General features: G+C 64.3%; 26 protein-coding genes. 5 read left to right on the top strand and 21 right to left on the bottom strand.

Translation table 11 applies throughout. The annotated features are described in order from the left end of the window. Positions 1–74 precede the first annotated feature (74 nt). The gene (locus A9W99_RS04385) at positions 75–1,397 is read left to right on the top strand and encodes a lipase family protein (protein WP_067373992.1); all 1,323 of its coding nucleotides are present in this window, start codon (positions 75–77) and stop codon (positions 1,395–1,397) included. A gap of 113 nt (positions 1,398–1,510) precedes the next feature. Here the strand turns inward: A9W99_RS04385 and A9W99_RS04380 are convergent, their stop codons facing one another. From A9W99_RS04380 to A9W99_RS04365, 4 genes are all read right to left on the bottom strand, one after another. Next, positions 1,511–2,947, bottom strand: a complete 1,437-nt coding sequence (locus A9W99_RS04380; RefSeq protein ID WP_067374143.1) for an FAD-binding oxidoreductase — start codon at positions 2,945–2,947, stop codon at positions 1,511–1,513. 245 nt (positions 2,948–3,192) lie between these two features. Continuing rightward, positions 3,193–3,933: an SDR family NAD(P)-dependent oxidoreductase gene (locus tag A9W99_RS04375; RefSeq protein ID WP_067373989.1), complete on the bottom strand. Its 741-nt coding sequence runs from the start codon at positions 3,931–3,933 to the stop codon at positions 3,193–3,195. 67 nt (positions 3,934–4,000) lie between these two features. Continuing rightward, positions 4,001–4,258, bottom strand: coding sequence for a Txe/YoeB family addiction module toxin (locus A9W99_RS04370; RefSeq protein WP_067373986.1), 258 nt, complete (start codon positions 4,256–4,258; stop codon positions 4,001–4,003). Continuing rightward, the gene (locus A9W99_RS04365) at positions 4,255–4,539 is read right to left on the bottom strand and encodes a type II toxin-antitoxin system Phd/YefM family antitoxin (protein ID WP_067373983.1); all 285 of its coding nucleotides are present in this window, start codon (positions 4,537–4,539) and stop codon (positions 4,255–4,257) included. The genes A9W99_RS04370 and A9W99_RS04365 overlap by 4 nt, the downstream gene beginning before the upstream one ends. A gap of 338 nt (positions 4,540–4,877) precedes the next feature. On the opposite strand from A9W99_RS04365, the gene A9W99_RS04360 reads away from it, so the two are divergent. Then, entirely contained in the window at positions 4,878–5,501 is a 624-nt protein-coding gene (locus A9W99_RS04360; RefSeq protein WP_067373980.1) for a PAS and ANTAR domain-containing protein, read from the top strand. A gap of 24 nt (positions 5,502–5,525) precedes the next feature. Here the strand turns inward: A9W99_RS04360 and A9W99_RS04355 are convergent, their stop codons facing one another. From A9W99_RS04355 to A9W99_RS04340, 4 genes are all read right to left on the bottom strand, one after another. After that, entirely contained in the window at positions 5,526–6,644 is a 1,119-nt protein-coding gene (locus A9W99_RS04355) for an acyl-CoA dehydrogenase family protein (protein WP_067373977.1), read from the bottom strand. Beyond that, complete coding sequence (locus A9W99_RS04350; RefSeq protein WP_067373974.1) at positions 6,645–7,877, bottom strand: acyl-CoA dehydrogenase family protein; 1,233 nt, start codon at positions 7,875–7,877, stop codon at positions 6,645–6,647. Positions 7,878–8,140: 263 nt separating this feature from the next. After that, positions 8,141–8,557, bottom strand: coding sequence for a PIN domain-containing protein (locus tag A9W99_RS04345; protein WP_067373971.1), 417 nt, complete (start codon positions 8,555–8,557; stop codon positions 8,141–8,143). Further along, positions 8,544–8,783 carry a hypothetical protein gene (locus A9W99_RS04340; protein WP_067373968.1) on the bottom strand — a complete coding sequence of 80 codons (240 nt, stop codon included), beginning with the start codon at positions 8,781–8,783 and terminating at the stop codon, positions 8,544–8,546. Before A9W99_RS04340 ends, A9W99_RS04345 begins: the two co-directional genes overlap by 14 nt. A gap of 123 nt (positions 8,784–8,906) precedes the next feature. Between A9W99_RS04340 and A9W99_RS04335 the strand changes: the two genes are divergently transcribed. Further along, on the top strand, positions 8,907–9,938 hold the full coding sequence (locus tag A9W99_RS04335; RefSeq protein WP_067373967.1) for a fused (3R)-hydroxyacyl-ACP dehydratase subunits HadA/HadB: 1,032 nt from the start codon (positions 8,907–8,909) through the stop codon (positions 9,936–9,938). Between the two features lie 17 nt (positions 9,939–9,955). Here the strand turns inward: A9W99_RS04335 and A9W99_RS27090 are convergent, their stop codons facing one another. The 3 genes from A9W99_RS27090 to A9W99_RS04320 form a co-directional block, all read right to left on the bottom strand. Next, positions 9,956–11,365, bottom strand: a complete 1,410-nt coding sequence (locus tag A9W99_RS27090) for a hypothetical protein (RefSeq protein ID WP_253869587.1) — start codon at positions 11,363–11,365, stop codon at positions 9,956–9,958. 19 nt (positions 11,366–11,384) lie between these two features. Then, positions 11,385–11,819 carry a hypothetical protein gene (locus tag A9W99_RS04325; protein ID WP_216639704.1) on the bottom strand — a complete coding sequence of 145 codons (435 nt, stop codon included), beginning with the start codon at positions 11,817–11,819 and terminating at the stop codon, positions 11,385–11,387. A 201-nt stretch (positions 11,820–12,020) separates the two neighbouring features. Continuing rightward, positions 12,021–12,875 (bottom strand): metal-dependent hydrolase, encoded by an 855-nt coding sequence (locus A9W99_RS04320; RefSeq protein ID WP_067373961.1) that lies wholly within the window; start codon positions 12,873–12,875, stop codon positions 12,021–12,023. A gap of 73 nt (positions 12,876–12,948) precedes the next feature. On the opposite strand from A9W99_RS04320, the gene A9W99_RS04315 reads away from it, so the two are divergent. After that, positions 12,949–13,587 (top strand): TetR/AcrR family transcriptional regulator, encoded by a 639-nt coding sequence (locus A9W99_RS04315; RefSeq protein WP_371514917.1) that lies wholly within the window; start codon positions 12,949–12,951, stop codon positions 13,585–13,587. A 57-nt stretch (positions 13,588–13,644) separates the two neighbouring features. Here A9W99_RS04315 and A9W99_RS04310 read toward each other — a convergent pair whose 3' ends face one another. Further along, complete coding sequence (locus A9W99_RS04310) at positions 13,645–14,130, bottom strand: SRPBCC domain-containing protein (RefSeq protein WP_067373959.1); 486 nt, start codon at positions 14,128–14,130, stop codon at positions 13,645–13,647. 3 nt (positions 14,131–14,133) lie between these two features. After that, entirely contained in the window at positions 14,134–14,475 is a 342-nt protein-coding gene (locus A9W99_RS04305; RefSeq protein ID WP_067373954.1) for a helix-turn-helix transcriptional regulator, read from the bottom strand. Between the two features lie 402 nt (positions 14,476–14,877). Here A9W99_RS04305 and A9W99_RS04300 point away from each other — a divergent pair, with 402 nt between their 5' ends. Further along, positions 14,878–15,393: a nuclear transport factor 2 family protein gene (locus A9W99_RS04300; RefSeq protein WP_067373952.1), complete on the top strand. Its 516-nt coding sequence runs from the start codon at positions 14,878–14,880 to the stop codon at positions 15,391–15,393. 207 nt (positions 15,394–15,600) lie between these two features. On the opposite strand, the gene A9W99_RS04295 is transcribed toward A9W99_RS04300, so the two are convergent. The 8 genes from A9W99_RS04295 to A9W99_RS04260 form a co-directional block, all read right to left on the bottom strand. After that, entirely contained in the window at positions 15,601–18,681 is a 3,081-nt protein-coding gene (locus A9W99_RS04295) for a replicative DNA helicase (protein ID WP_067373949.1), read from the bottom strand. Between the two features lie 581 nt (positions 18,682–19,262). Continuing rightward, positions 19,263–19,721 carry a 50S ribosomal protein L9 gene (gene rplI, locus A9W99_RS04290; RefSeq protein ID WP_067373946.1) on the bottom strand — a complete coding sequence of 153 codons (459 nt, stop codon included), beginning with the start codon at positions 19,719–19,721 and terminating at the stop codon, positions 19,263–19,265. 33 nt (positions 19,722–19,754) lie between these two features. Beyond that, positions 19,755–20,009: a 30S ribosomal protein S18 gene (rpsR, locus tag A9W99_RS04285; RefSeq protein WP_067235040.1), complete on the bottom strand. Its 255-nt coding sequence runs from the start codon at positions 20,007–20,009 to the stop codon at positions 19,755–19,757. A 45-nt stretch (positions 20,010–20,054) separates the two neighbouring features. Continuing rightward, positions 20,055–20,573, bottom strand: a complete 519-nt coding sequence (locus A9W99_RS04280; protein WP_067373943.1) for a single-stranded DNA-binding protein — start codon at positions 20,571–20,573, stop codon at positions 20,055–20,057. A gap of 119 nt (positions 20,574–20,692) precedes the next feature. Further along, complete coding sequence (gene rpsF, locus A9W99_RS04275) at positions 20,693–20,983, bottom strand: 30S ribosomal protein S6 (RefSeq protein ID WP_067235043.1); 291 nt, start codon at positions 20,981–20,983, stop codon at positions 20,693–20,695. A 122-nt stretch (positions 20,984–21,105) separates the two neighbouring features. Then, entirely contained in the window at positions 21,106–21,744 is a 639-nt protein-coding gene (locus tag A9W99_RS04270; RefSeq protein WP_067373940.1) for a DJ-1/PfpI family protein, read from the bottom strand. Next, complete coding sequence (locus tag A9W99_RS04265) at positions 21,744–23,399, bottom strand: glycosyltransferase family 87 protein (RefSeq protein WP_067373937.1); 1,656 nt, start codon at positions 23,397–23,399, stop codon at positions 21,744–21,746. Before A9W99_RS04265 ends, A9W99_RS04270 begins: the two co-directional genes overlap by 1 nt. Next, on the bottom strand, positions 23,396–24,950 hold a 1,555-nt coding region (locus tag A9W99_RS04260), incomplete at its 5' end, for a transglycosylase domain-containing protein (protein WP_253869585.1). The genes A9W99_RS04260 and A9W99_RS04265, both read right to left, overlap by 4 nt.

Raw genomic sequence — 24,950 nt, 5'->3', positions numbered from 1 at the left:
GGGTACAAAAAGTGGTACCGGCGGTACCGCGCAACCGTCACGCTGCCGGTCACCTGACATGAGAGGGATTGACGATGAGCGATTACTCCACGACAGCGGCGGCGCCGATTGGCGCACCTCACGAGGAGCTAGGTCGCGAGAATTCGTTGCTCGCTCCCGACCAGGACCCGTTCTACCGCGCGCCCTCGGGATATCAGCAGGCTGAGCCCGGCGATGTGCTCAGCTCACGCACGGTTGAGCTGGGTTTTCTAGGTGTGATCCGACAGCGGGTGCGCGCAACACAGTTGTTGTACCGCAGCACAGATCTGCACGGCGAGCCCGAGGTCGCCGTCACCACCGTCCTGGTGCCACAGTGCCCCAGTCCAGGCCCCAGTCCAGGAGAAGTACGCCCGCTGCTGTCGTATCAGTGCGCAATCGACGCTGTCGCACCGCGATGCTTTCCGTCGTATGCGCTCCGGCTCGGCGCGAGGCCGATCGGCGCGTTCGTGCAATCGGAATACTTGCTGGTCGCGGCCGCGTTGGCTCAGGGGTGGGCGGTCTCGGTTCCGGACCATGAGGGCTGCCACGGCATGTGGGGAGCTCCGCATGAGCCCGGCTACCGCATCCTCGACGGTGTGCGGGCAGCGCTGAACTGCGACCGGCTCGAGTTATCGTCGTCGGCTCCGGTCGCACTGTGGGGTTATTCGGGTGGAGGTTTGGCCTCGGCGTGGGCAGCTGAACACCACACCGACTACGCCCCGGAGCTGAACGTGGTCGGAGCGGTGCTGGGTTCACCAGTCGGGGACTGCGGCAGCGTCGCACGCCATCTGAACGGAACGTTCTTCGCAGGTCTTGCCGCCCTGATGATCGCGGCGTTGACCCATGTGTTCCCCGGGGCGCAACGTGTTGTCGACGAGCATGCCACCGAGGCAGGCCGGCGGTTGCTCGACGAGTTGCACACGATGACAACAGCTGAGGCCGTGTGGCGTTTGCGCCACACCGACATCGGCACCTACGTGGACATGTCCGCCGACGAACTGTGGGAGCTCCCCGAGGTGAGGGAGGTCTTCGACGCCACGAAAGTGGGCCAATTGACCCCTCAGGCACCGATTTTGGTCGTGCAGTCCGCCCACGACAGGATCATCAGTGTCGATGCCATCGACAAATTGGTCGCGTTCTACCGGTACGGTGGCGCAGCCGTCGCCTATCATCGAGACCGGTTCTGCGGGCACCTACTGTTGCATCCGCTGTCCGCACCGATGGCACTGCGCTGGCTAGGTGAGCGATTCGCCGGCCAGCCGTTTCATCAGCAGGACCGTAAAGCCGTGTGGCCGACCGTACTCAATCCGTCCACGTATCTGGGCATGCTGAAACTGGGAGCGACCACTGTGCGGGTAATTGCAGGCCGCTTGGCCTAAACCCGTTGATAGTCAACGAAATTGCCTGATTAGGGCGCAATGGGCTGCGCGGAGCTATCGTAGGCAGGCAGTAAGCCCCTAACGAAACTCTGGGGTGACGCGCCGTTCGACAGCTAGACATTGAGCCCAGAGAACATGACTCGGCCCGGATCGTACTTCTGCCGAACGGTGCTCAGCTGGGACAGATTCGAGCCGAAGTAGCGCGACGCAGGCTGATTGGGCTCCAGATAGTTAACGTAGCCGCCGACCGAATACGGTTGCACCGCTTGATGTGCCGTATTTAGCCAGCCGGCCGCCGCCGACGGGTCACCCGAGGTTTCGACATACCACTGCACCAATGCGGACTGTCGCCGCCATGGAAACGCGGTGGCCCCGGGCGCCACACTGGCCATGGCGCCGTCGAGCGCGTGCATGATGGCCAACATGCGGCCCGCCCCACGGGGAAAGGCGTCGACGGCAGCGGCGATCCCCTTGGCGACGGCGGCGTTGACGGTGGGGAAGACATCGGAACCGCCGACATATCCGAGCGGCGCCGGGTTGAGGTTCCCGACGGCCAGATACTTGACCAGGTCCAGGTAGTCGAATGTGTGGTTCTCGGTACCGGTCGGTTGCAGCCCGACAGCTGAAATGATTGCGGCCGCAACACTATTCCCCGATCCGGCCGGGCAGGTCGCAAGAATTCGGCAATGCGGGCCCATTGGGTCGACGGTGGCGTCCGCAAGTGCCCAGCTGTTTCGGTCGGCGGTCCGCAGCCAATTCTGCCAACCGACCAGGACCTGCGCGAACGACTGCGGCGGGAAGTTGAGGTTCACCACGTCGAGGTTCGTGGTGGCGAACGTGGCAAACGTCAGCGAGGTTGTCACCCCGAAGTTGCCGCCACCACCACCGCGTAACGCCCAGAACAGGTCGGGGTTGCTGGCGGCTGACGCGGTGACCGCCTGGCCGCCGGGCAGCACTACCGACGCCGATGTCAACTGATCGCAGAGCAGGCCGGCGTGACGGGAATTGGCCCCCATTCCGCCGCCCAGGGCATGCCCCGCGGAGCCGACCGACGGGCAGGTACCGGTCGGGATGCCCCGGCCGGCTCCGGCCAGCGCCTCGTGCATCGCGTACAAACTGGTCGCGGGAGTCACCGTGACCTGGCCGCTGCCGGCGTCGAAATTGATTCCCCCGGGCAGCTGACGCAGGTCAAGCACCATGGTTCCGTTGGCGGTGGACGCTCCGGTATAGGAGTGGCCACCACTGCGCGGTGCGACCTTGAGGTTGTGCGCACTGGCGAATGCCATCGCCTTTTGCACGTCGGCAGTCGAGGTGGGAGTGACGATCGCGGCCGGCGTCGAGTTGTTGTAGTTCGTGTTGAAAACCTGTTTGGCCGTTGCGAATTGGGGACCGTCCGGTAGCAACACCTTTCCGCCGAGAGCCGAAGAAAGGCCCTCCCAGCCTGAGGCATTAGGAGCTGCGGTGGCACGCACCGAGCCGAAGACCGCGCCGGCGGCCAACGCTCCGGCGGCGCCCCGCAGAAACGTCTGACGCGAAAACTCACGCGCCAACGTCGCGCTGCTGTGAAGTGACGGTCGCGAGCGCGGCGCAGCCGGGAGCTGCGGGCCGGCACCATCCCGCAGTGACGGTCGCGAGCGCGGCGCAGCCGGGCGCTGCGGGCCGGCACCATCCCGCGATTGCGTCATGTCCCGCATTGTTGGCTACCGGAGGACAACTTCCCGGCTGCCATGTCGCGCGATACCCAACCGTGGCCGAACCTTTACCGTTGGCGGCGCGAACGTTTTCGGGCTTGTGCTCAGCCGGCGCCTTTGCCGTTGTCAACCCGGTAGACGGCGCCGTGGACGGCCGCAGCGGCGTCGCTGGCAAGAAATGCGATGACGTTGGCGACGTCGCCGGGTTGCATCATGCCGCGCGGTGCGGCCGAACGCATGATCAGGTCGTAGTTGGGGTTCTCCGGGGCGCTGAACTGCTCGATCTGCGGCGTCAGCATCCCGCCGGGGCATACTGCGTTGACGCGCAAGCGATCCGCCGTGTATTCCACCGCCAGTGCACGGGTCAACCCGATCAGCCCGTGTTTGGCCGCGCAATATCCTGCCGAATACGCCTGGCCCTCGACGCCGGCGATGGACGCGACGTTGACGATGTTGCCGCCGCGGGCCAGCAGGTGCGGCAACGCGGCCCGGCACAGGTAGAACGGGCCGCTCAGGTTGGTCGCCAGGTCGTCAGCCCAGTCCTCGTCGCTCATCAGCTCGGTCCGCCGCATCTGGTGCCGCCCGGCAATGTTGATCAGCACGTCGAGTGCGCCGAACTTTGCGACGCACTGCTCGACGGCAGCGCTGCAGGCTTGCGGCGACACCACGTCCACCGACGCGTAAGCACCGCCGTCCACGTCGGCGAACACTTCACCGAGGCGCTCGGCGTCTCGCGCGATGCCGAAGACTTTCGCGCCCCGGCGGGCCAGCAGGCGTGCCGTTTCCGCGCCCAGGCCCGACGAGGCGCCGGTCACCAGCGCGATCTTGCCCTGTAAAGCTGTCACTGTCCGCCTTTCGACTCGCCTGGCCATCGATCCCTAGCGTCGGACCGCAAAGGTCGTTGGCCGCACATCAATAGTGGTATCGAGCCTTCAGGATTTTGACTTCATCGTCGTCTGCTCTGTACACGAGCCGGTGTTCGTCGTCGATTCGCCGGGACCCGTACCCGGACAGTTCCCCCTTTAGCGGTTCTGGTTTTCCAATCCCTGTGAATGGGTTGCGCTGGATCTCTGCGATGAGCCTGATAATCCGGCGTGCCGTCCTGCGGTCAGAGGCTAGCCAGAACTGAAAGTCGTTCCACCCGTCCGGATCGAAGCTTATGCTCCTCACTCCTCCCCGCCGGCCATCTCGCGTAGGTCGTCGATCGACTTGGTGTACCCGGCGGATGCGGCGCGACCGGCCTTGTCTCGAGTGACGGCCTCCATGAGTCGACGTGCGTTCTCGGGCGAGCGCAGCAAATAGACCGTTTCTTGCCACGAGTCGTAATCATCGGCAGACATCAGCACCGCATCTCCTGCTTTGGACGTGATGCGCACAGGTTGGTGGTCGTTGTTGACTTGCTCAAGCAGCGGAAATAGGCGCTGGCGCGCTTCACTTGCGCTGATGGCCATAAGCTGAACCCTCCTGAGTCGTACGATGTCTCCGTACCACTACAGTACGGGCAATCCGTACGAGCAGCACTATCGGTGTGACCACATGACGGGCGCCGGATGGCTCATTCATGGCACGCATTTCACGGATGACTTTGGGTATCCCGTGTGGGACGCACAGGTACATGCATGCTGCTTGCTGAGGCGTCCGACGATCAAGGTCGCTGTGACGGGAGGACGACGTGGCGTCGAATAGGCGGGATGAGTCGCCGGACAGCGGGGTTGTTCAGGAGGAGGATCCCCCGCACGTCGGCCAGGACGGTTCGCCGCGAGCGACAGATGACGAGTGGACATCGCAGTTGGCTGACGAACTGAGCGCCATCGACGAGGTGCTGGGGGCCGGCGGCTCGCAGCGAGTCGGCAGATTCCGCTTTATCCTCGACGGCCAGCGCTGGGAGTGGTCAGACGCGGTGGCGCGCATGCACGGCTACGACAGCAGCGAAGCGGTACAGCCCACGACCGAGCTCTTGTTGCGGCACAAGCATCCCGACGACCGCCACGAAGTAGCAGCTGCCTTGGAACGGGTGTTGCGAGGCGAACCCTTCAGCAGCCGGCACCGCATCATCGACACTGGCGGACGCACCCGCACGGTGGTGGTAGTTGGCGACTCGTTGCTTGACAACACCGGGACGGTCGTCGGCACTACCGGGTTCTACGTCGACGTCACCGAGGCAGTGCAATCCGACATCACCGCCGTGCTCTCGGAGGCGGCTACCGCCCGGGCCCGTATCGAACAGGCTAAGGGTGTCCTGATGGCCGCGTATGGAATATCGGCCGAGCGAGCCTTCGACATCCTGGTTTGGCGCTCCCAGGAAACCAACTCCAAGCTGCGCGACCTGGCCAGCCGCTTCCTGGCCACCATCAACCAAAAGGCGCCGCCCGACCGACTGGCCTACATCGACCACGCCCTGCTCACCGCTTAGCAAACGGACACACCCGCGGGTGGTCTACGGCTTCGTCAGGTCGGCATACCGCGCGACGTGTTGATCGGTCGTCCCGAACTCGTACTGAATCGCGGTGAGGCGCTTGAAGTAATGGCCGATCGCCAGCTCCTCGGTCATCCCCATCCCGCCGTGCAGCTGCACGGCTTGCTGGCCGATGAACCGCGCCGCCCGGCCGACGGTCGCCTTGGCGACCGATACCGCGCGAGCGCGGACAGTGTCGTCGCCGTCCAGGTTGAGGATCGCGAGATAGACCGCGGCGACGGATTGTTCGAGTTCCATATACATGTCGACCATGCGGTGCTGCAGCACCTGAAACCGGCCGATCGGCTGCCCGAACTGCTGGCGCTGCTTGCAGTATTCGACGGTGTCCGCCAGAACTTTTCGCATGCAGCCAACTGCCTCGGAGCAGATCGCCGCGGCGCCCTCATCTCGCGCCCGAGCCAAAGATGGCCACGCTTGGCCCGCGAGCAAGGCGTCCGATGGCAGCCGGAGTTCGTTGAACTCGATGTCGGCCGCCCGCCGGTCGTCGATGGTTCGGTATGGGTGGGTCTTTATATCAGTGGCGCCAACCTCGGTGAGAAACAACGAGATTCCGTCTGCGCCGGGGGTGCGCGCGGTAACCAGGAGATGGGTGGCGAGCGGTGCAGCCATGGCCATGATCTTGGCGCCGCTCAATACCCATCCGTCACCGTCGGGCTGGGCCACTGTCGACACGTCCTGCCAACGATCGCCCGAAGTCGGCTCCGCGGCCGCCACCGCCACAATCGCATTGCCTGCGATGATGTCCTTCAGCACTGATGTCGCGGCCGGCCCTCCGGCGCGGCGTAACAGTCCGCCGGCGACGACGACCGCGTCGACGTACGGCTCGATTGCCAGTGCGTGGCCGAGCGCCTCGGTGATAATCATGAGTTCGACTGGGCCACCGCCGATTCCGCCGACATCCTCGGGAAACGAGGCACCCAGAATGCCCAGCTCGGTTGCGAACCCACGCCAGATATCGGGTTGCCAGCCGGCACCGGTCTTCGCGGCTGCGCGGCTCGCCTCGAGGTTGTACCGTGCGGCGAGAAACCTTGTCAGCCCATCCCGCAGCAGTTGCTGCTCATCGGTCAGATTGAAGTCCATCTACAGGCCCAGCGCCGTCTTGGCAAGGATGTTCCGCTGAATCTCATTGCTGCCGGCGTAAATTGAGCCAGCGCGGTCGTTGAAATACCGCAGCGGCGCTACCGCCTGCCACGACTCGCCGGTCAGGTATCCGTCGGCGGGCGGCTGGAATTCGGCGATCGGGCCGCCGGGCATCGTCGCGTGCGGCTGGTAAGCGCGGGCGCGCGGTCCGGCCGCTTCCAGCGCGAGTTCGGTGAGTTCCTGACTGAGTTCGGTGCCCAGGATCTTGAGCATCGACGACGACGCACCGGGGTTGCGGCCCTCGGCCACCGCCGCGAGCACTCGATACTCGAGCACCTCTAACACCTCTGCCCGGATTCTGGCGTCCGCCAGTTTGCGCATGAAGGCTTCGTCGTCGGCCAGCCGTCCGCCGCTGGGCCCGGGTTGGCCGGTTGCCGCCGCGCCGATCTCCTCGGCCCGCACTTGCAGGGCCGGCGCTACCGCGCCGCCACCGCGTTCGAACTCCAGCAGATACTTCGCCGCCGTCCAGCCGCCGTCGATCTCGCCGACGACGTTGGCTTTGGGAACGCGCACGTCATCGAAGAACACCTGGTTCTGAATCTGCTCGCCCGACGTCATCACCAGTGGGCGAATCGACACACCGGGCGAGGTCATATCGATTAACACGAACGTGATGCCTTGCTGCTTCTTCTGCATGCGGGAGGTGCGCACCAGCGCGAACATCCAATTCGCCTCGGCGGCATGGGTAGTCCAGATCTTGCTGCCGGTGCAAATCAGATCGTCGCCGTCCGCTACCGCTGCCATCGACAGCGCCGCTAAATCCGACCCGGCCTCGGGCTCGGAGTATCCCTGGCAGAAGAAAACCTCGCCGGTCAGGATGCGGGGCAGGAAGTAGTCTTTCTGGGCGTCAGTGCCGTACGCGATGATCGCGTGTGCGACCATCCGAATTCCCATGGGAGACAACGCCGGAGCGCCCGCGAGCGCCGATTCGCGACTGAAGATGTAGTGCTGCGTCAGGGTCCAATCGCAACCGCCGTATTCGACCGGCCAGGCCGGCGCCGCCCAGCCGCGTTCGTGCAGAATCGCCTGCCAGGCCATGCTCGCGTCGTGGTCGGCGTAGACGCTGGTCATCAAACGGCCGGCTCGCCGCAGATCGGGGGTGAGCTTCTGGTCGAGGAAACGCCGGACCTCTTCCTGGAATGCCCGGTCAGCCTCTGACCATTGCAGATCCATCTATGTCCCGGCGGTGAAGTCGTATCAGGTCCGGGTGAGTCTAGCTCTCACTGCACCAGCCGCACCCGTGGGCTCGAGTTGGCGGCCCGCACGCCCTAGCTCGCGATCGCATCCCGCGTGTCGAGCACGGCCATGTCCGCGGCTGCACGCCTGGCAGCCGAGCCGGCAACGTCCGATGCTGATACCGAGCGAGGCGTCGTCGACGGGAACAGTCGCAGTAAGCTCCTCGGCCGCCGGGCGCTGCCGACGTGGTCCGTGGAGGGTCAACTGGTCTTGCCGAACGGGTTCTCTGCCCGTACCCCGGTGTAGTCCTCGCCATCGCTCAAGTCCTCAGACAGGACGACATCACAACCCATAGCCCGGGCGGCTTCCAGGACCGCAGCGTCCCAGTACGAGATGCGAAACTGCCGGCTTGTCGCAAAAGCTGCCCGCATGAGCCCGGCTGTGATCGGAGCGACGGGAAACCGCATGTACGACTCCACGAGATCGACGGCCTGCTCGTGCGTGATCGCATCCGGCCGGTTGATGCGCGTTGCCTGGACGTAGAACTCTTGGAGAACTTGAACAGATACCGCCAGGTCTCGAGCGGCCAGGATTTGGTTTGCACGCCTGCTCTTCTCCCGCTCTTCGGGATCGGACGAGATCGCATAGAGCAGGACATTGGTGTCAATGAACCGCACGGTCGTGGACTTCGTCCCGGCTCAGACGATTACCCGCACGAAACCGGCGGATTTCAGCCTGGGTCTTGCGCTGCTTCTCCTCCAGCCGCGAAAACTCCGCGTCCCGTTCGGAAAGCGTGCCGAGGTATCCAGCAACGAGGGCGCTCACGGAGGTGCCGAGCTCGGCTGCCGTAATCCTCGCCGCGCGGTACACATCGGCGGAAACAGAGACGGTAATGTTCTTCACAGATTCACAGTATCGCAGTTACTGTGGATCGTCGCGGTCGTCGGCTGCGGTTCGGTCGCGCCGCGGCGCGCTAGTGTGCTTCGGTCGGCCTCAACAACAAGCCGACGGAACGGCAGAGCAATCATGACCGCAGCAGCAGAGGCGTCGGCGATCGAATCGCGGGTCGGCCACTACTACCGGATGGCGTACACCTACGAGGTCGGCCGCGAGAAAGTACGCGAATACGCCCGTGCAGTGCAGGACTATCACCCTGCGCACTGGGATGTCGCCGCCGCCGCCGACCTGGGTTATTCGGGCCTGGTGGCGCCGCTGACGTTCACCTCGGTCCCAGGCATGGCCTGCAATCGACGGATGTTCGAAGAGGTGGTCGTCGGTTACGACACCTACGTGCAGACCGAGGAAGTTTTCGAGCAGCACCGCCCGATCGTGGCGGGCGACGACCTTTCCGTGGACGTCGAACTGACGTCGGTGCGAAGGATTGCCGGTAGAGACCTGATCACGGTGACCAACACGTTCACCGACACCGCCGGCGAGCGGGTGCACACCCTGCACACCACCGTCGTCGGCCTCACCACCGAGGATGTCGATCCGGCGGTCAAGGCCGCCGTGCGCAGCGCGATGATGCACGATTTCAACGTCCTCGACATCGAAGAGTCCCATTCCGCTTATCAGAAGACGGTGCGGCCCGAGGGTGAGGTCCGGATCTCCGAGGGCGGCACGACCCGCAGGCCGGGAACGCCGTCATTCGATGACCTGAAGGTCGGCGACGAGCTCCCGGTGCACCATGCACGGCTGTCCCGCGGCGACCTGGTCAACTATGCGGGCGTGGCCGGCGACGCCAACCCGATCCACTGGGACGAGAACCTTGCCAAGCTGGCCGGGCTGCCAGACATGATCGCCCACGGAATGCTCACCATGGGTTTGGGCGCCGGATTCGCCTCGGCATGGTCGGGCGACCCCGGTGCCGTCACCCGCTACGCGGTGCGGTTGTCCGCGCCGGCGATCGTATCTGCTGCCGAGGGCGCAGACATCGAGTTCAGCGGCCGCATCAAATCGCTGGACCCGGCCACCCGCAGCGGCGTCGTCATCGTCGGCGCGAAGTCCGGTGGCCGGAAGATCTTCGGCCTGGCGACGTTGCACGTCCGCTTCCGCTGAGCTGACGGCGACGACCGCTAGGCGGCCTTGACCCTCCGCACGGTCTCGGCAAGAAGCTCGTCGAGCGTATTCAGCGCCAGCGGGGGCGTCTCCGTGCCAAAAACGCCACCTTTGCTCGAACTGCTGATGATGATCAGCCCGCGTACCTGGCTGACTCTCATGGCTTCGACGCCTTCGCTACACATGCCGTGGCCGCGGACCGAAAGTTCCCGCATCCATCGATGCGTCAAGCGCACCGTGTCCTCGCCTTCGGCGACCGCCGAATCTGCTTGGAGGAATTGGCTATTCGGCCGGTCGGCACATACCGCCGGTTTCTTCGACAGCTGCGCGGTGCAGGTGGCGATCTCTCTCCGCAGGTCGGCCAAGTAGTGAACGCCAATGCCGGCCCGCTTGATTATAACGAAGGGGCGGGGTGGTATTCCCTGCTGATCCCACTTCGATTGGTCGAAGTCGTGCCAACTTGCCAGCGGGTCGTAGCGCGGTGTGGAGCCATGGTCGTCCGACGGGCACAGCGACCAGAGTGGGTCGCCTGGAACGCTGCTCGTGGCGCCGCTGGCGCGGGTGCCGGCGTCGATGGAAGTCTGCTTCGACAGGGGCGGAAGCAGCGTCGAGATTTGGGCCAGGCTCCAGTCGGCGAGACTGGGTGGCAGCGCGGAGCGCGGGCGTGGCCGGCCCGCGGCGCGGATCAGTTGCGACAGAGTGTGATTCCGCGACGCGGCCGACGGATCGGTGGTGCGATACCACGCCTGAACTATCACCCCGTTGGGCAGTACGGTCGCCGCCATGTGCGTGACATATGGCCATTGCCAGTCGATGTCGCCCACCTGGTACCGGGCGAGCTTCTCACCAGACTCGGCGACCAGCCACCCCAGTACCCGGTCGTCCTCCATCGTGTGGGCAATGCCCCACATGGGACATCGGTGCGCCCACGAGGCCATCGCAGTGGCGAGGTCATTGCCTTCGGCTGCGGCGAGCACCCGAAAATGAACGGGCTCACCGCCGTGCGCGGGGAACCGATTGTCGAAGGGCATTCCATTGGCATCGGTGGCCGGCCGGTACTCCACATCAAGTTCCGGTGCGTCCTTCGCTGCGAACCTTGGCAGGTACTTGCAATCATCCGGCGCAGACTCCCGGGCCGCACTGGGCGGCACTGCGGCGAATCCTGGTTCCGGCGCGAATACGTCGACGGCATCGAAGAGATTGGCATCGACGTCCGCCAACCCGGGTATGCAGCGCGCCAACCGATTTGGTGCACAATTCGCGAGTTCTGGCGGCGCAGCTGTGAGCGTTGCCGGCGTCGCCTCGGGTTTCGGCCCGTGCGCCGCACATGCGCAAAAAGTCAGGACGAGCGCGGCGATAATGCCCAGGCCCGCGAGCGCGTAGGCGAAGCCCCGCGGCACTGAGCCCGCGTGCTCCGTGTCGCGCAATCGCCGGAGGGCTCCTGTCTTACGCACCGCTCGGGATCGCGTCCAACCATGTGAAGCCGGCTATCACGAACGAAACGACGACTATCGCCAGCCCGAGCGTCGGCCAGATCCACATCACCCATCGGCGCACACCCGCCACGACTGTGCCGGTACCGGCCACCAGAACCGCAACGATTGCTGCAATCCAGATCATGGCGACTCCGCTTTTCACCTGATGGTCAAGACGGGTTATCTCCGGGCTGTCGCAGTTGTCACTGCAAATGGGCATCATCATCGACAGGGACGGCAGCAGTGACACAGCCACCGACAACCCGATTGCCAGCAACAGCAGCGTGAACAGAATTACCGTCGCGACGGTGTCGGCGGTTGATCGCTTTCGGGGCCGCGCGTGGGCCGGCGGCGAAAACGAGTAACCCAGGGCATTCCCGTCGTAGTGGGCGCGCGGGTCTGGCATCATGCCCTGCTGAACGCTCCTGCGACGGCGCGTATTTGCGATTGCCAGCGATGTCCGGGGCAGTCTCGGTCATCCGCCCTCATGCGAGTCATTGGATAACCCTAGCGCGGGCGGATACGCATATTTCCCGGCCGAGCCTCTCGCGGTCGCGCGGAATCTCGCTGGTTTTACAGGCTTTCGCGTCGGTTCGTCAGGCGGGAGCTACCTCGCCTGAACGAGCTGATTTCCGTCGGCGTCAAAGAGCTCTTTGGACCAGTGGTCGAGGACCTCGGTGCTGTCCCAGTCGTCCGGGTGGAATCCCGCGCGGTTGTAGGAGGCGATGCGACGACGGGTCTCGGCGCTCACCAACGGCGATTTGCGGAAATCGTTGAGGCTTCGCAGCAACCGTCGCGGGTCATAGGACGCGCGGTCGCGGGCCATCGACCGGAGCGTCTGGAAAACCATCTCGGCCAAGAAGATCACGGTGGCAATTCGCATGGCACGCACCCGGGTCCGCTCGGTTCCGCCGACCGCTCGAAAGACGTCGAAGGCCACCGCTTTGTGCTCGCACTCCTCGAATGCGTGCCACAGCAGTATCGGGCGCACGTCCGATCGGCCGAGCAAATCCAACATTTGGTCGTCGGTGAGCAGGAGCTCCGCCAACGTCGCCGTGTAGTGCTCGAGGGCGGCGGTGCCGGCCAGCGCCATCTCCGTGGAGAACACCTTTTCGAGTTTGGCGAGCAACCACGTGACGTGGCGGTCGAACCGCGCGGTGGGATACCCCATCTCCTGGAGGCGATCGTTGAGCATCCGGTGTTGGTGGCGGTGGGTGGCCTCTTGGGCGATGAATCCCTTGACCGCCTGCTGCAGTTCCGGATCGGTCACCTGGTCGCGATAGTTGCGCACGGACCGGATGAAAAAGTCCTCACCCTCCGGAAACACCGCGGACAGCATCGCGACCAAATGGCTCATCACCAGGTCGTCGCCGGCGAAATGCTTGCGGCTGCCCGTGGGCGGGGTGAACTGAACCCGGCGGGCTTTCAGAGCAGGGCGTTTGGCCGGCGATGCGCTGGACATAGCAGTCTCCTGTCAGTAGCAGCTTTGCATCTGACTTTACGCCTAGTCAGATATGAATGACAGACTGTAGGCCGTGAGCCCGGCGCGGATCTATGGCGGCATGACAGCCGAGCAGCGCGAGGCCGGGCGTCGAGCGCGTCTTATTGATACGGCGATCGAGCTGATGGGCACCCGAGGCGCCGCCGACACCACGGTCACCGCGGTCTGCGCGACGTCCGGGGTTACGTCGCGCTACTTCTATCAGCACTTCGCTGACCGCGACGCGCTGCTGCGCGCCGTCGCCGAGCAACTGCGCACCTCCATGCAAGGCGCCATCGTGGCGGCTATCCCCGAGGGGAGCCTCACACCAGACGCGCTGGCGCAAGCCCCGATCCGGGCGATGCTGACCATGATCCACGACGATCCACGGCTGGCCCGGATTCTGTTCGTAGAATCGGGCACCGAACCCACCCTGCGTCGACTCCGCAGCGAGCTGCTTGCCAGCTTCGCCGACCTCGTCTGGCAACAGTCCCGGCTACACCTGAACATCCCCGATTCCGCGGTCGAGGTCGGCCGGCTCGCCGCAATTGTGGGTGTCGGCGGGGTGTTCGAGGTGCTGCGCCGCTGGGCTGACGGCGAACTCGACTACCACCCGGACCAACTCGTCGAGCACTGCGCCGGATTGCTGGGCAGCCTCGCCGGCTACGTTTTGGCGGATCCCGCCGCCGAATAGCGTCGGCATCTCCTACTGCGATCCTTGACCTGCGCAGACGCCCGGCTGCGGCGCTATTCAGGAGGCAACCAGGTCGTCGATCTGGTTGATCGCCGATGAGGCGCCCTCGACCACACCCATGTCCAGCACCTGCTGAAGCGCCTCGGCGGACTCGAAGGTGCTCACGTAGATCGCGCGCGTGCCGCCGCCGTGCTCGGCGAAGGTATAGACGTTCTTGGAGACCGGCAGCGCGGGGTTCGGGTTGAAGTCCAGGTCGGCGAACCCGTCGATGAAGGCGAAACTCGTCGGCTTGTCGACCGCCGTAATCTGCCAGTACCCGGCGTACTTGTCGCCATCCGGCCCGGTCATGAAGTACGTCATACGGCCGCCGGGTGTGAGGTCGTGGTCGACCACGGTCGCCGGATAGGTCGGCGGCCCCCACACCTTTTCCAGCTGGCGCGGGTCGGCGTAGACCCGCCAGATCCGCTCGACCGGCGCGGCGAAGTCCGCGGTGATGGTCAGAGTCAAGTTATCGAGGTCCTGCTGGACGTCGGTGACAGGCATGGTTCAGTCCTCCCTGGTTGAGTCGGATGCGATGAGTTCGTCGATGCGCGCGATACGACCACGCCAAACCTGTTCCAGCTCGGTGAGCATGGACGCCACCGACCGCACCGCCGCCACGTCGCCTCTGGCCAACTGCTCGCGACCGCTGCGTCGCTTGGTCAGCAAGGTGGCCTTTTCTAGCACGGCGACGTGCTTCTGCACCGCCGCGAAGCTCATCTCATACTTCGCCGCGAGCGCGGACACCGAGTGCTCCCCGGCCAGCACCCGGCGCATGATGTCACGTCGCGTGCGGTCGGCGAGCGCATGGAATAGGGCGTCCACCCCATCCTCGTCAACCCGGGTCACGGAGCAAACATACAACCAAATGGTTGTATGTTTCAAGGCCCCTGTCCCCGCTGAATACGCACCGCCGGGTAAGCCGCCGCGGGCCGCGCTCCACTTGTCGAGATGTGGCCCGCGCGACTTACGCAACCTGGCTTGAACACCAACCACCCGCAGCTACCGGTCCCCGCACGTCTGTCGTGTGTCGACCGCAACCATGGTGTGGGTGTCGTCGAGGAGCTCGCCGGCAACGAATGCATTGTCTCGGCCTGGACAGCCAACTCGGCAAACTTCACAACACGAGCATCTGAGCACTGCCGGATATTCGCAGAGTTGTCTGTCGGATTGAGGCTTCGCCATTCGTCATAAAGGTAAGAGCTGTAGATCGCGAACACATTGGAAGCAACTCTCACCTAAGGAGTATCGATGCGCACATCAGGTTCTAACCAAGCAGACGAACCGGCATTGTTGACGGCGATCACTGCCCTGCGCGCCGCCGCGGAAAATGCCGACAGCGGTGCCCTCGCACCGATTCTTGCTTCCGATGTTGTCTTTCGGAGTCCGTTGACCTCGCGCATCCGCTTTGAAGGTAAGGAGGAAGTCATTGCGCTGCACAGCGATATTTTCGCGGTCATCGAATGTCTGTCCACCACTGAGCCACTGACTCGCGGAGATACAGGAGTGTTCACGTTCAGCGGAAACGTGCGCGGACTGCAGCTAGATGCCATGAATCTGGTCCGTGTCAACGAGCAGGGAATGATCGTCGAACTCACAATCTTCGCCCGACCGTTGCCAACTCTGGCAACACTTTTCGCGACACTGCCCCCCAGAGTGACTACACGACGGCGCGGACGCGCGAAAGGCGCGCTGGTCGCCGCGCTTGCCGCCCCACTCGGTTTCGCCCTGCGGACTGCCGACGTCTTCGTGCCGAGGCTCATCTAGCGACAGGAGTGCTGGCAGGCGAAGTCGGGTCGGCACACTGAAGTTGCGCTTCGTCTACCTAGCCATGATCGGTGAAATCGCGCGGCACGCCATCATCCCGGCAATCACATCGCGTCATTATTTGTCATTCGCGACACTGGGATGACACGCCGAATGAGAATGCGGCCTTTGAAATGAGGATCGACAAGAGCGACTACTATTCGGCGATCACCTGGCCATGTTGGCGAATCGGGACAAATGCAGTTGATGCGCGACGGTCACCGTCTTGGTCGGACCGTTACGGTGTTTGGCGAGAATGAAATCCGCCTCTCCCCCACGCGGGTCGTCACGTTCGAATGCATCGGGCCTGTGTAAGAGAATTACCACGTCGGCATCTTGTTCGAGGCTGTTATGCACTGAAATACCCTGTGCCACAAAGTTATTCGTACCAGGAACGGTACCGTCGTAAACATCGTGTTCGCCGATGCTACTGATCTCCACGATCTTGTCCCAAAAGACATCGCTCGTTGCCAGCGTGTGAATTTCGCGATCATCAAGCACGAGAGCCACGTCATGCAACCGCCGCCGGCCAGGCGCAAACCTCCTTGTCGCATCAGCAAAATGCGAGTTCATCGCGGCTGAGAGTTCACGGTGTGTGATCCGCTTGGCAGCCAGCGCTTCTCCGATTTTGGCCCACACCTCTTTGGGTATCGTGTCAGCCCCTGGACGGCCAGTTCGCTTGTCAAGCTTAGCGAGGACCTCTCGCGCAGACTCACCTCGGGCACCATACACACCAATGCTTCTCAGGAACCTGGCCTGATTCTCGGTCCGATCGATATATAGATGCCAGCAATCGCGGTACCCATACTTCCGCACACGTGCTGTGCGGGAATATACGCCAAGACGAAGCAGCAACTGCATAAGGTCATCGATCAGGCGGCGACTGGTTGATGCGTAGTAGATCTGCGCGTGGTCAATCGACTCATTCCATCGCACCGAACCATCCGTCGCCCAGATGTGGCTCAGAAATAGTGAGACTTGATCATTGGGAACTTTGAAAACCTCTTGCGGCACGAACTTTTCGTAACTGCGCTTTCCAAACAAGCCGAGGCTATCGAGCCAGGCCGCAATTGGGTTGCGCTTGCCGTGTGTCAAACGATGCGGCGAGGGCATCCGCAGCGTCGTCACCCGCGCCGCCGGGTATTCGTCGCGAACGGCTGTAACACCGAAGTGCGCGGCCGAAATCGTCACCGCGACGAGGTTCGCCTCATCCACCGACGCATAGCGAATCGGCTGGTTCTTCACACACGAACCGTCTCCGATCATGTGGGCCAGCAGTATCAGCTCAGACTCGTCCATCCGCCGCGTGTCGACGGGCTCGGGCACCCGTCGGGGCACCGCGATACGATCACCAATCTTCAGCTGCTCCAACGGGGTCCAACCGTCGAGCTTCATAAAGGGATGGTTAGCCGTTGCCTCGACCTCCCGCCCCGACGCCAGCCGCAGCCGGAACACCTCTTTGTGGCCACTCGGGAACACATTGGTCATCGGCCGGGCGACCATGCGCAGCCGCTCGTCCAGCGACCACACCAGGGGGCGTTCGCCGGTGCGCATCAGCTCCCCGAACGTGACCTCGGTACCGGTGTCGGCACGCAGGATTCGCGTGGCGGCGGTCAGACATCCCGACTCGCGAAGGTCGGCCAACATCGGCTTCTTGTCGGTGCGCTGTTCGGGCCCGCGGTTCAGCTGGCTGATCGCGACCACGGGAACCTCAAGCTCCTTCGCCAAAAGCTTGAGATGCCTTGAGAATTCGGACACCTCCACCTGTCGCGACTCGTACTTCTTACCCGAGGTCATGAGCTGCATGTAGTCCAGCACAATCAGCCTGAGGTCGGCCTTCTGCCGCAGCCGCCGAGCCTTGGCCCGCACCTCCATCATGGTGAGATTGGGTGAATCATCGATATACAGTGGCGCCTCGCTGATTTCGCTCATCCGCCGCGCCAGCCGAGTCCAGTCGTCGTCGTTCATCCGACCCGAACGCATATCGGAGAGCTTGATTTTCGCTTCCGCCGACAGCAGCCGCATCACGATCTCGGACTTGCTCATCTCCAGCGAGAAGATGACGCTGGCCATGCGGTGCTTGATCGAACACGACCGCATGAAGTCCAACCCCAGGGTGGAGTTGTGGGTCGGAACCATCCCGCGGCCGGCCAGGTACAGATGATCGGTGCTGTCCACTTGGACGCAGCGCACAGCCACGCTGGGCACGCGACGCACCGAATCGACCTGGAGCACCGGAGCCAATACGGCGGTCTGCCCCTGGGCGCACTGCGCGACCGACCCGGCTGCATTGATGGTGTCCCAGCCGCGACGCAACTGATCCGACGTCCGGATGCCGTAGCTCGTCGGCCATTGATGCTGCGCGTCGGCGACAATGACTGTGCCGTCAGAGAACTCGATCTCGTAGCACGGGCGACCCAACAGGACATCGGTCGCCGCCACTACCCGCGTCGGTTTCCCGTCAGCGCCGAGCAGCTCATCGCCGACACTGACATCGCCCATCGTGGTCCAACCGGACGGCGTCGGCAGCGGCGTATCCAGCGCAAGCGCCTTCCCCACACCCGGACGGGCCGCAACAATGATCATCTGCCCCGGATGCAGACCGTTAGTCACTTCGTCGAGCTCGGTGAAACCGGTTGGCACACCGCGCGCCAAGCCGCCATTGGACGCGATGGCGTCGATCTCGTCCATCGTCGGCTGCAGCAGATCCTCGAGCGGCACGAAGTCCTCGGACAGGCGGCGGTCGGCGACGTCGTAGATTTCGGCCTGCGCCCGGTCCACCACCTCGGCCACATCGGCGCCCTCAGCACCGGCGTAGCCGTATTGCACGACTCGTGTCCCGGCCTCCACCAGCCGGCGAAGCAGCGCCTTCTCGGCGACGATGCCCGCGTAGTAACCCGCGTTCGCAGCTGTCGGCACCGTCGAAATCAGGGTGTGCAGATACGGCGCGCCGCCGATACGGCGCAGCAACCCACGGCGGTCCAGCTCGGCGGCTACCGTCACCGCATCGGCCGGCTCGCCTCGTCCGTACAGGTCGAGGATGGCGTCGTAGACGTTCTGGTGCGCCGGGCGGTAGAAGTCGCCGGGCCGAAGCCGTTCCAGCACATCGGCGATCGCATCCTTGCTCAGGAGCATGCCGCCCAGCACCGACTGCTCGGCGGCCAGATCCTGCGGTGGCTGACGGCCGAAGTCCTCACTGGGCGGCGTGGCATCCATGCCCGGGTGCCCCAGATCGTCAACGACCGCCATACGCTCTCACCTCCTCCGACCAGGCACCCGAACATACATTCGACAGCTGTTCTCAAGAGCGTAAGTCACGGCACCGACACCCGCCCCGCTCAATTGACCGGCTACTCAGCAGGCCGCTGCGCAGCCCGCATTGTCGTCGTCCCGAAGCACCTGCCATCGCCTCGCGCCGGGATGACGTTAAACGTTGCTGGAAAGTACTCCAAGAGGTGTTGTTCATGGAGCTGTGCATCGCGTGTGCATATCCGTCGGCACCTGTGTTGAGCGGGGTGTGGAGAACCTGTGGATCAATGCGGGGTGTTACGACATCACTGCTGATAAACGTCCCACGACAAGCCACATTGTGTGTGGACAACAATCTCTTCGGCGTGTCGGGCCAGGTTACCTAGTCGGGCGTGTTGGTTTTCGGCCAGATTTTCGGCGCGTTAAGCACCGGTAAAAGCGGTCGCCTCGAACCGCGTTCGAAATAGTTCGCCAGCCATGACCGCTGCACGGTTCGCCGAGGCGCGTTGCCACGCTCCCGAGAAGACGCAAAATCGCCCAATTTCGGCCGAAATGGGGCGATTTTGCGTCTGTTCGCGAGGTTAGGCTTCGGCGACGACGTCGACGGCAACCTCGACGTCGACTTCGGGGTGCAGGTGTACCGCCACCGGATGGGTGCCAACGGATTTGATATGCGCCTTGGGCAACCGCACGATCCGCTTGTCGAGGTTGGGCCCGCCGGCCTTCTTGATGGCGGTCACGACGTCGTTGGCGGTCACTGAGCCGAACAGCTTGCCAGAATCGGCGGCGGTTTTCACCGGCAGCGAGACCTTGCCCAGCGCTTCGATCGCCGCCTTGATTTCGTTGGCGTGCTCCAGGTCGCGCACGGTCTTGGTTTCGCGCGCCCGGCGGATCTCGTCGGCCTGCTTCTGGGCGCCACGTGAGGCGACGATCGCCAATCCGCGCGGCAGCAGGAAGTTGCGACCGTACCCGTCCTTGACCTCGACCGTGTCGCCGACGGTACCCAGGTGGTCGACGTCGGCCGTCAGAATAAGTTTCATCGTATTACGAACTCTCCGTTAACTTTTCGTCGATTACCGCGCCGACGAGGTGAAGGGCAGCAGCGCGACCTCGCGGGCATTCTTCACTGCGAGCGCGATGTCCCGCTGGTGCTGTACGCAGTTGCCGGTGACCCGGCGCGCCCGGATCTTGCCGCGCTCACTGATGTAGGTCCGCAGCAGCGTGGTGTCCTTATAGTCGATCACCTGTTCTTTTTTGGCGCAGAAGACGCATTTACGCGCCTTGATGGGCTTTTCCGGAGCCGGGCGCCGCTTGGTGGATTTGGCCATGTCTCTAGTTTCTTTCCGTTCAGAAGTGTCTTGAAGTATCGGGAATCAGAAGGGGGGTTCGTCGTCGCCGCCGCCGAACGAGCCCGACGCCGGGGCACTGCCCCACGGGTCGTCGGCCGGTGCGCTGCTCGGCTGGGCCGGCGCCTGCCGGGACCCGCCGCCACCGCCGCTGCCGAAGCCGCCGCCACCGCCACCGCTGCGGCTGGCCTTGTTGACCTTGGCGGTCGCGTAGCGCAGCGAGGGGCCGATCTCGTCGACCTCGACCTCGACGACGGTGCGCTTCTCGCCTTCGCGGGTCTCGAAGGAACGCTGCTTGAGCCGGCCGCTGACGATCACGCGGGACCCGCGGGTCAGGCTCTCGGCCACGTTCTCCGCAGCCTCACGCCAGATATTGCACCGCAGGAACAGCGCCTCGCCGTCTTTCCATTCCCCGCTTTGGCGGTCGTAGATCCTGGGTGTGGACGCCACGGTGAAGTTCGCCACCGCGGCACCCGATGGCGTGAACCGCAGTTCCGGGTCGGCGGTCAGGTTACCGACGACGGTGATAGTGGTGTCACCAGCCACAATGTTCCTCCTGGTCCGTCCTGTTCCGACCTGGTCTTGCCTCGGGTTTCGCCTTGAATCGGCCGATAGGACATAACGAGCTTTTCAACAGACTAGGCAACCGCGCTGACAGCGGACAGTCAGTGCTTGTCGGTGCGCATCACCTTGGTGCGCAACACCGACTCATTGAGGCTGAGCTGACGATCGAGCTCGGACACTGTCGCCGGCTCGGCCTTCAGGTCGATGACCACATAAATGCCCTCGGCGTGCTTGGCGATCTCGTACGCCAGCCGGCGCTTACCCCAGATGTCGATCTTTTCGACCGTTCCGCCGTCCTTGCGGACGACGTTGAGAAACGTCTCCAGGGACGGGGCCACAGTGCGTTCGTCGAGCGTGGGGTCAAGAATGACCATGATTTCGTATGGACGCATGGAAACCTCACCACCTCCTCTGGTCTGTGCGGCCACGGCCTGTCCGTGGCAGGAGGGTCGCCTGCGTCGGCAACCCCGCTAGGCTACCGGACGGCAGTCAGCGGGGAAAATCCGCGACCCGATCACTTCCTGGCTTGCAGGAATTCCTCGGCCCTGACCTTCGTCGCCGCGTCGGCCTTGGCCAGTGAACCCGAATCGAACGGAGGCTGCGGGTCGTATTCGATGAGCAGCTGAGCTGCCTGCGCCGCCTGCCGGTCGACCAGCAGCTCGACCAGCCTTAAGGCCATGTCGATGCCGCTGGAAACACCCGCGGCCGTGATGATCCGCTGCGGCAGATGCTCGACGACGCGCTCCGGCACGTAGCGCGCGCCCAACTCGTTGAGCAGGTCGGCCGCCCGCCAATGGGTCGTCGCGGTGAGTCCGTCCAGTAGGCCCGCAGCAGCGAGCAGCAAAGCACCGGTACATACCGAGGTGGTGAACGTGGTGTGCGGATGCACCCGCTGCAGCCATCCCCGGATGACTTGGTCGTGGATCAGCGCGCGGGTGCCGATACCCCCGGGGACGACCACGACGTCGGGTGCCCCGACCTCGTCGAACGTGGCGTCGCAGGTGACCCCCAGCATCCCGTTCTCCGTACGCATTTCACCCCGCTGGTGGCCGACGAAGACCACATCCACCGCCGGAATGCGTTGCAGCACTTCGTAGGGCCCGACAGCGTCGAGTGCCGTGAATCGGGGAAACACCGGGATCGCGACCAGCATCAGGTGCTCCTGGCGCCCGACGCTGCTGCCCCGGTCTCGGCGGGAGCCCGCGCCGTGACCGCACGCCGCTGCAAGGCCGGACGTAGCCCGTCTGGCAGCCAACCGGGTGGAGCGTCGGGCGCACGGTCGAATGGGCCGCCCACCGGATCGTCCAGCCGCCCGTTCCACCGCACGAGGTCCTCATCAGGCCGGTAGATCTGCCGGATCACCAACGCGCACAGCGCTACAACGGCGATGTCGCGCAACAGGACGGTCGTGGTGAACCAATGCTCGGGAAGCGAGCGATTCGGGTTGCCATACAGGTAATACATCCGCGGCACCCACACCAACGCGTCAATCGTCATCCACGCCAGCAGTATTCGGCGGTGCGGTAGGACCAGCACCGCCAGCGGTACCAGCCATAGCGAGAACTGCGGGCTCCACACTTTGTTGGTCAACAGGAACGCGGCCAGCGTCAAGAAGGCCAGCTGCGTCAGCCGGGGGCGCTGCGGTGCGGTGAGCGCTATGTAAGCGATTGCCGCGCAACACACTACGAACAACCCGGTGACCACCGCGTTCAACACCATGGGCGGTTCCCAGAAGCCCAGATTCGGATCGAAACCCCGCCAGCCGGTGAAGGACTTCACCACGTTGTACAACGAGTCCATGTCGTCGCCGCGGCGAGTGTTGAGCCGGAAGAACTCCGACCAGCCTCGCGGAAACAGCACCAGCACAGGTAGATTCACCAGCAGCCAGGTCGCGGCCGCCGAGGCGGCGGTCCCGGCCACCGCCCGCAGCCGACCGGTGCGGATGCCCAATACCAACATCGGGCCCAAGAACAGCAGCGGATACAGCTTGGCCGCCGCGCCCAACCCGATCAGCACGCCCGCCAGCGCCGGTTTGCGCCGCGCCCATGCCAGCAGCCCGGCCATCGCGAATCCCGTTGCCAGAGCGTCGAAGTTGGTGAAGATCTGGAAGATCACCAACGGCGAAGCCGCCACCAGGGCTGCGTCCCAGATGCGCCTGCCGGCCAGGCCCGAGGTTGCCCATACCGTCGCCAGCCAGGCCAGAGCCAGCCCGAATGCGGCCACATCGAAGAACACCACGACTTCGGCGATCACCGGCAGGGGGATGAGTTTGCTCAGGGCGGTATAGGTTTTGGCCACCGCCATCGACACGTACTGGTAGACCCCGGTCAGCACCGGATACTCCATGTAACGCACCGCGGGCTTGCCGTCGTAGCGGGTCTGCGGTGCGCCGCTGCCGTCGGTCTCGATCCAACTGGATTTGTACGGAAACCTGCCCTGGTTCAACAACTCCGCGCCGTACAGCGGCACGGTATCGGAGTAGCACAGTTCGTAGTAGGCGCGTTGATTTTCCCAGACCGCGACGCGCTGATCGCCCGGCCCGGTACCGGTGCTCTGCAGACAAGCCGCCTTCGTCGACCAGCCCAGCGCCAGGAACACCAGCGCGATCACGAACATCACCCGCAGCGGAGTCATCAGCCAGGCCCTGCCGATCAGCGCGTGCCGGCCAACCGGTCCACCGATGACGTCCGCCAGCGCGGCGCCCAAAGGGTCGGTGCGGCTTGGGCAATCGCGGTTGCCGATACTCCGCAGATCCGCGGCCAACGGACGCGGCGAGATGGTGGCGCGCTGCTGCTGAGCGCCGGTCACGGCGGCGAGGGCTCAGCGGGCGGGCCAGCGGGCGGGCCGGCGGGAGGCGCCGGTGGCGGCGGCCCGACGGTGACAGTCTGCGGCGGACCGACCGGGACGGTGATGCCCGGGGCGACTTCCACGGTAGGCTGGATGACCGTCACCGACGGTGCCGGCGCGACGGGCTTGGGCGGTGGCGCGGGCACGCCCGCGTAACCACCGATCTCCGTGGGCTTGGGGAAGGACTCGTTGGAGGTGCCCTTCAGCGCCCCGTCCATGGTCGTCTTCCAGATGTCCGACGGCAGACCCGACCCGTAAACCGCTCCACCCGAGGCGGTTACCAACGGTTGGTCACCCTTGGCGGTGCCCACCCAGACAGCCGTGGACAGCGAGGGCGTGTACCCGACCATCCACGCGTCTTTGTTCGACTTCGTGTCACCCAGTTGCGTGGTGCCGGTTTTGGCCGCCGACGGCCGTCCGCCGGCCAAGCTGTGGCCGCGTGAATAGCCGGCGATCGGCTGCATGGCAGCGGTGACGTTATCGGCCACCGCCTTGGGGATGCGCTGGTCGCCGGCGCTGTTCGCGGTACCGGCGTCGAACAGCACCTGGCCTTCGGCGTTGACGACCTTCTGCACGAAATGCGGTCGGTGATAAATGCCGGACGCCGCCAGCGTGGCGTACGCGGACGCCATGTCGATAACCCGAGTTTGATACTGGCCCAGCACAATTCCGTTGTTGGGTGGTCCGCCCTTGCCGTCCTCGGACAGGGTATGCGGGACACCCGGGAAGCTGGTCGCGATACCCGCTTGATGTGCAGCGTCCGCGACGGCCTGCGGCCCGTCCTTCAGCTTCAGCATCAAGCGGTAGTAGGACGTGTTCAACGACTGCTTGAGCGCCTCGGCGATATTGCAGGTGCCACAGCCCTCACCGTCGACGTTGGTGATCTTGATGCCGTCGACGGTCAGCGGGGAGCTGTCGACCTGGTAGCCCAGGCCGATACCCTGTTCGAGCGCCGCGACAAGCGCGAAAACCTTGAACGACGAACCCGTCTGCAGTCCGGCCTGAGCGAAGTCGAATCCGTTGGCGTCAGAACCGCCGTAGTAGGCGCGAATGGCGCCGTTGTGCGGGTCGATTGACACCACCGCGGCCCGCATGCCGGGATTCTGGCCGTCGAGGTATTTCGACACCGCCTTCACCGCGGCCTGCTGAGCCTGCGGCTCGATGGTGGTGGTGACCTGCAGCCCCTGGGTGTTTAACGTCTGCTCGTCGATGTTGAACAGCTCCATCAATTCCCGAGTGACCTGCCGCTCGATAAGCCCGTTGGAGCCGGTGGTCTGGAACTGCGCGCGGGCCTGATCCGGCGGCCGTCCACGCTTGATCCCGCCGTCGATCCCAAGGGTGCCGACGTGCGCTGGAACTGGGTCCTCGACGGCATGGTGGAAACCAAGGCTCTGTCGGCGAGCGACCGAGCGGCACAGGTGTTTCCGGCGACCGTGCCGCCGGATCAGGCCCGCGCGCAGTTCCAGACCACCGGCTCCAACGGGCTTATCGAGCGGCAGGTCACTCGGGAAT

Source organism: Mycobacterium sp. 1164966.3 (assembly GCF_001665395.1).
GTDB lineage: Bacteria > Actinomycetota > Actinomycetes > Mycobacteriales > Mycobacteriaceae > Mycobacterium.
The sequence above is the reverse complement of the archived record's forward strand: the minus strand, read 5'-3'. Positions and strand labels throughout refer to the sequence as shown.

Excerpts from the sequence above, each read along its gene's own strand:
- A9W99_RS04385 (WP_067373992.1), top strand. The coding sequence starts at position 75 with ATGAGCGATTACTCCACGACAGCGGCGGCGCCGATTGGCGCACCTCAC.
- A9W99_RS04365 (WP_067373983.1), bottom strand. The coding sequence starts at position 4,539 with ATGGCCATCAGCGCAAGTGAAGCGCGCCAGCGCCTATTTCCGCTGCTT.
- A9W99_RS04355 (WP_067373977.1), bottom strand. The coding sequence starts at position 6,644 with ATGGACTTCAATCTGACCGATGAGCAGCAACTGCTGCGGGATGGGCTG.
- A9W99_RS04350 (WP_067373974.1), bottom strand. The coding sequence starts at position 7,877 with ATGGATCTGCAATGGTCAGAGGCTGACCGGGCATTCCAGGAAGAGGTC.
- A9W99_RS04335 (WP_067373967.1), top strand. The coding sequence starts at position 8,907 with ATGACCGCAGCAGCAGAGGCGTCGGCGATCGAATCGCGGGTCGGCCAC.
- A9W99_RS04325 (WP_216639704.1), bottom strand. The coding sequence starts at position 11,819 with ATGCCAGACCCGCGCGCCCACTACGACGGGAATGCCCTGGGTTACTCG.
- A9W99_RS04320 (WP_067373961.1), bottom strand. The coding sequence starts at position 12,875 with ATGTCCAGCGCATCGCCGGCCAAACGCCCTGCTCTGAAAGCCCGCCGG.
- A9W99_RS04310 (WP_067373959.1), bottom strand. The coding sequence starts at position 14,130 with ATGCCTGTCACCGACGTCCAGCAGGACCTCGATAACTTGACTCTGACC.
- A9W99_RS04300 (WP_067373952.1), top strand. The coding sequence starts at position 14,878 with ATGCGCACATCAGGTTCTAACCAAGCAGACGAACCGGCATTGTTGACG.
- A9W99_RS04295 (WP_067373949.1), bottom strand. The coding sequence starts at position 18,681 with ATGGCGGTCGTTGACGATCTGGGGCACCCGGGCATGGATGCCACGCCG.
- rplI (WP_067373946.1), bottom strand. The coding sequence starts at position 19,721 with ATGAAACTTATTCTGACGGCCGACGTCGACCACCTGGGTACCGTCGGC.
- rpsR (WP_067235040.1), bottom strand. The coding sequence starts at position 20,009 with ATGGCCAAATCCACCAAGCGGCGCCCGGCTCCGGAAAAGCCCATCAAG.
- rpsF (WP_067235043.1), bottom strand. The coding sequence starts at position 20,983 with ATGCGTCCATACGAAATCATGGTCATTCTTGACCCCACGCTCGACGAA.
- A9W99_RS04270 (WP_067373940.1), bottom strand. The coding sequence starts at position 21,744 with ATGCTGGTCGCGATCCCGGTGTTTCCCCGATTCACGGCACTCGACGCT.